Source organism: Deinococcus frigens DSM 12807 (genome assembly GCF_000701425.1).
Classification (GTDB): domain Bacteria; phylum Deinococcota; class Deinococci; order Deinococcales; family Deinococcaceae; genus Deinococcus; species Deinococcus frigens.
The window spans coordinates 1-4427 of record NZ_JNIW01000112.1; the positions used below are offsets into that span (position 1 = coordinate 1).

The 4427-nt window shown below is 66.3% G+C and carries 4 protein-coding genes; 1 reads left to right on the forward strand and 3 read right to left on the reverse strand.

Annotated elements, in window-relative coordinates:
- Window positions 1–41: 41 nt before the first annotated feature.
- The 3 genes from Q322_RS25040 to ddrC form a co-directional block, all read right to left on the reverse strand.
- The gene (locus Q322_RS25040; protein ID WP_029479521.1) at window positions 42–383 is read right to left on the reverse strand and encodes a hypothetical protein; all 342 of its coding nucleotides are present in this window, start codon (window positions 381–383) and stop codon (window positions 42–44) included.
- A 136-nt stretch (window positions 384–519) separates the two neighbouring features.
- Window positions 520–714 carry a winged helix-turn-helix domain-containing protein gene (locus Q322_RS25045; protein ID WP_162176647.1) on the reverse strand — a complete coding sequence of 65 codons (195 nt, stop codon included), beginning with the start codon at window positions 712–714 and terminating at the stop codon, window positions 520–522.
- A gap of 570 nt (window positions 715–1284) precedes the next feature.
- A complete protein-coding gene (gene ddrC, locus Q322_RS0119530) occupies window positions 1285–1986 on the reverse strand; it encodes a DNA damage response protein DdrC (RefSeq protein WP_029479522.1) in 702 nt (233 codons plus the stop codon).
- Between the two features lie 301 nt (window positions 1987–2287).
- On the opposite strand from ddrC, the gene Q322_RS0119535 reads away from it, so the two are divergent.
- Window positions 2288–4261 (forward strand): acetate--CoA ligase, encoded by a 1974-nt coding sequence (locus tag Q322_RS0119535; RefSeq protein ID WP_245593328.1) that lies wholly within the window; start codon window positions 2288–2290, stop codon window positions 4259–4261.
- Window positions 4262–4427 lie beyond the last annotated feature (166 nt).

Genomic DNA, 4427 nt, shown 5'->3' on the forward strand with positions numbered 1-4427 from the left:
ACGATGACAGGAAAAGCAAAGTCGATCATGTCCTGGACATGCTACGCCGCCTCTTTGAAAAAGAAGCCCGTCGGGAACTCCTGTTCCGCTGCGTGCTGATGGACACCTGGTATGCCGTCACCTCGATTATGTTGCGAATCCTTCGTGGTGCAAAATATTTCTGCTGCCCTGTGAAGGGCAATCGCACGGTCTACGCCTCGGATGGTGCGGGCGGGGAACACCCCCGCCAGCGGGCCGATACGCTGGTATGGACACCCCAGCAAGAGAGACAGGGACAGGAAGCGCGCACGGGTGATGGCCTGCGCGCTTCGGTGACCCGTACGAACGAAACGCTCAACGTCCGCACGCTCCGAGGGAGCCAGGTTGACCAGGTGCTTCTTCATCCCCCAGCTTACACCTCAACTCTTAAAACATCGCTTGACGCTGTACTAAGGCGTCATGCCCCTGGTCGACCACGTTCGCCTTCACACACCTCTGGGCGAGAACCCCGCCTCATCCACGTACACGAGAGTGGCACCCTCAACCACCTTTTTTTAATCCCGCTGCGACCTGTTGCCGCCAAGATGCAATCCGAAGTTCATTGCGCTCAGCCGCCCGTCCATCCGGCATCTGCGGCGCGAAGCCCACCTGATGAAGGATTTCCCGAACGTAGTGGCGGCGAGACCAGAGATCAAAGTGCCGACCGATGAGCTCCGTGACCTGCCGGTCGTCCACGTGTTGTGGGGAAAGCAGTGCTGCGGCGCACCCTCATACGGGGGGTGCACAACTGGTCGAGCTGGCTGGAGGTGAGACGTGACGGTTGCCCGGTGCCCACAGTGGCCTAGAGCGTCCCGATCTTCTTAAGCCGGGTGCTCCAGGTGGTGACGGTGAGCACGGACACGCCGAAACGTTCGGCAATCTCGCAGTGCGTCTGGGTGCCGCTTTAGAGCCATTCAGCAGCAGCCAGTCGACATTCCTCAAGCTGGGCACGGGAATACCGTGAGGGTTGCCATTCGGCCATACCGCCAGAATATCAAGCTGTATTTGCGCTGCGATCAATAGCGGCCCAGCATGAGGAAAAGCGAGCGCCAAGCGGGTTTTGCTGGGGCGGTGGGCGGGGGATGAGCTGGAGGGGCCAACTCCTCAGCCTGCTTGCTCCGCAGCCAGCTCCTTGTCTCCCTTTGTTCGGAGATGCCCCGAAGTGACGGGCTTGCAAAGCTGCGAAGCGGAGGGGACAAACGGAACAGCCCATCCCAATACCCACCTCCAGACCAAAAAAACCCTCTCTGTGAGATAAGCCTTCCCTTACCCCGCCTGCGGTGACCCCGAGCCGTCCCCGGCCCAGCCCCGGCGCTCGTGGCGGGCCAGCCGCTCGTGCAGGTGCAGGATGGCGGCATTGCCGTGTGCGCCGCGCTCGGTGATGGCGCGGGCGGTGGCGGCGTCCAGGTAGGCCAGCCGCAGCAGTTCGGTGCTGCTCAGGCCGTCGCGGGTGGCCCTGACCCCGCGTTCACGGCGGATGCCAGCGCTGTCCATACCCAGCACGCTGCGGTTGCTGATGCTGCCCAGTTGCCCGTACACGTTGCCCTCGCCGCCGTGGCGGGCCACCGTCGCCATCAGCTCGCGGCGGGCGTCGGTGCTTTCCAGGCGAGAGGCCAGCCAGCGCCGCGCCTCGGGATCGGCGCTGCGTTCGGCGATCTGGGCGGCCAGTTTCACGTCGCCGCTCAGGGCGCGCGTCAGCAGCTCCTGCGCCCGCCTGCGCCAGCGCCGCGCTCCGGTGGTGTCCAGCACGAAAGCCAGCCGCACGAACTCGGCCAGACTCAGGGTGGCCTCGACGCCAGCGCCAAAGTCGCGGGCGGGGGCGGTCAGCTCATGTTCGGCGGCCAGCGCGTCCCAGTCGGGATCGGCCAGCCCCAGTTGGGCCAGGGCGCAGGATGCGAGCAGCAATCCGTCGGCGCTGATGGGCAGCCGAACGGTGCCAAATTCGAGGGTCTGCGGGGCGTTCTTCATACGTATATTATAGCATGTATTATGCTCATTACATAATCTTCGAGGGCGGTGCAGGTCTGGTGGGAGATTCGGTTTTGAGTGTGTCAGGCCCGTTCCATCCCTCTGTTTCGCAGTTTCGCCATTTCGCCCATCTGGGGCACCTCCGCTCAAAGGGAGGCAGGGGGCTGGCTGCGTCGTTCGACTGACTGCGCCTCTCGGCCTCACGTGAGGAAGCAGGCAGAAGGGTTCGCCCTTGCAATTCGCCGCCCATCCCCCGGCGGGCGCGGCTAGACTGAGGGCACAACGCCATTTCCATAACACCATGCTTCTCGACGATACAGACACCCGCTTTCTGGAGGTTTGCCCCATGTCCGAACCCGATCCGGCCACTCCCCTTTCCCCCTCTGCCGAGCGGTTCACCGTCCCGGACAGCGTGACCACCCGGCTGCGTTCCGATCCGCAGGCAGACATTGACGCGGCGCGGGCGGACCCGGACGCCTTCTGGCTGGCTCAGGCGTGCAAATTGGAATGGACCCGCACACCGACTCAGGGTCTGAGTGGGCAGGCCCCGGACTTTCAGTGGTTTGCCGACGGCGAGACCAACGTGACCCTCAGCGCGCTGGACCGCCACGCGCGCGGCGAGGCACGCACCCGCGCGGCCTTTATCTGGCTGTCCGAGAGCGGCGAGGAACAGGTGCTGACCTACGGCATGCTGCACGAGCGGGTCGAGCGCGCCGCCGCCGGACTGCGGGCGCTGGGAGTGGGCGTGGGCGAACGGGTGGTGATCTACATGCCGCTGACGCCCGAGGGCTGTATCGCCATGCTGGCCTGCGCGCGGCTGGGCGCGGTGCATTCAGTGGTGTACGCGGGCCTGGGCGTGGGCGCGCTGCGGGACCGGATCACCGACGCGGGCGCGCGCCTTGTGATCACGGCGGACGTGGGATACCGGCGCGGCAGGCTGGTGGACCTGTACTCGGTGGCTGCCGAGGCCGTCGCGGACCTGCCGCAGGTGCAGCATCTGGTGCTGTGGGAGCGCATCAAGACCTTTTCGCGCCAGCACGATCCGCGCACGGTGGCCTGGGAAAGCCTGTTCACGCACGGGCGGGCCGCGGCGGTGTCGGTGGGGGCCGAGCATCCGCTGTTCGTCCTGTACACCTCCGGCAGCACCGGCAAGCCCAAGGGCGTGATCCACACGCACGGCGGCTACATCGTGGGGACTGCCTACCACCTGGGCGCGCTGTTCGATGTCGGCCAGGACGACGTGTTCTTCTGCACCAGCGACATCGGCTGGATCGTGGGGCACGGCTACATCGTCTACGGCCCGCTGGTGGCCGGGGCCACCGTGCTGTTCCGCGAGGGCGCGCCGGATTTCCCTGACCCCGGCATTCTGTGGCGCAGCGCCGAGAAGTACGGCGTGGACGTGCTGTTCACCGCGCCCACCACCCTGCGCCTATTCATGAAACTGGGGGCAGAGGTGCTGGAACCCTATGACCTGAGCCGCCTGCGCGTGATCGCCTGCGCGGGCGAGGCGCTGAACCCGGAGGCGTGGCGCTGGGCGCAGCAGCACCTGGCCGGGGGGCTGGGAGAAGGCGCGCACGCCATCGTCATCGATCACTGGTGGCAGACCGAACTGGGCGCGCCCACGCTGGGCAGCCATCCGCGCTGGGACGCGCGCCCCGGCTTCGTGGGCCGCCCGCTGGCCGGGGTGGTGGCCGACGTGGTGGATGAGCGGGGCCACAGCCTGCCCGACAACGTGCAGGGCCATCTGGTGATCCGCCGCCCCTTCCCGTCCATGATGCGCGGCGTCCACGGCAACCCCGCAAAATACGCCCAGGTCTGGAGCGAGAACCCGGCGGGCTACCTGTCCGGCGACCTGGCCCTGCGCGACGAGGACGGCTGTTTCTCGATCCTGGGCCGCGCCGACGACGTCCTGAACGTGGCCGGGCACCGCATCGGCAGCTCGGACGTGGAGGACGCCCTGGTCTCACACCCCGCCGTGGCCGAGGCCGCCGTGATTGGCATCCCCGACGAACTGAAGGGCCAGAGCATCGTGGCCTACGTGATCCTGCGGGCCTCCCACAGCGCCAATGGGAACAGCGCCCCGGCAGACAGTCCCGGCCTGCGCGCCAGCATCGGCGAACACGTCCGGCGCGAACTGGGGCCGATCGCCACGCCGGGCCGGGTGGAGATCGTGTCCGCCCTGCCCAAGACGCGCAGCGGCAAGATCATGCGCCGCGTGCTGCGCGCCCAGGCGCTGGGCGAGGACCCCGGCGACCTGACCACGCTGGAGGGATGATGGGACGCGCCCACCACAACACGCCTGACCCCTTATACGGATTCCGGTCATTCAGTTATCTTTTGGGACAGCACCAAAAGCCAACACCATTCTGGAATCCGTACTTTCCCTTCTCCCGTTGGTCGGGTTTCGCAGTTATTTCATAACTGTTCAACCGGAATCCGTA

Bases quoted from the DNA above. Each gene is read 5' to 3' on its own strand.
- Q322_RS0119535 (WP_245593328.1), top strand. From the start codon at position 2,288: ATGCTTCTCGACGATACAGACACCCGCTTTCTGGAGGTTTGCCCCATG.
- Q322_RS25040 (WP_029479521.1), bottom strand. From the start codon at position 383: ATGAAGAAGCACCTGGTCAACCTGGCTCCCTCGGAGCGTGCGGACGTT.
- ddrC (WP_029479522.1), bottom strand. From the start codon at position 1,986: ATGAAGAACGCCCCGCAGACCCTCGAATTTGGCACCGTTCGGCTGCCC.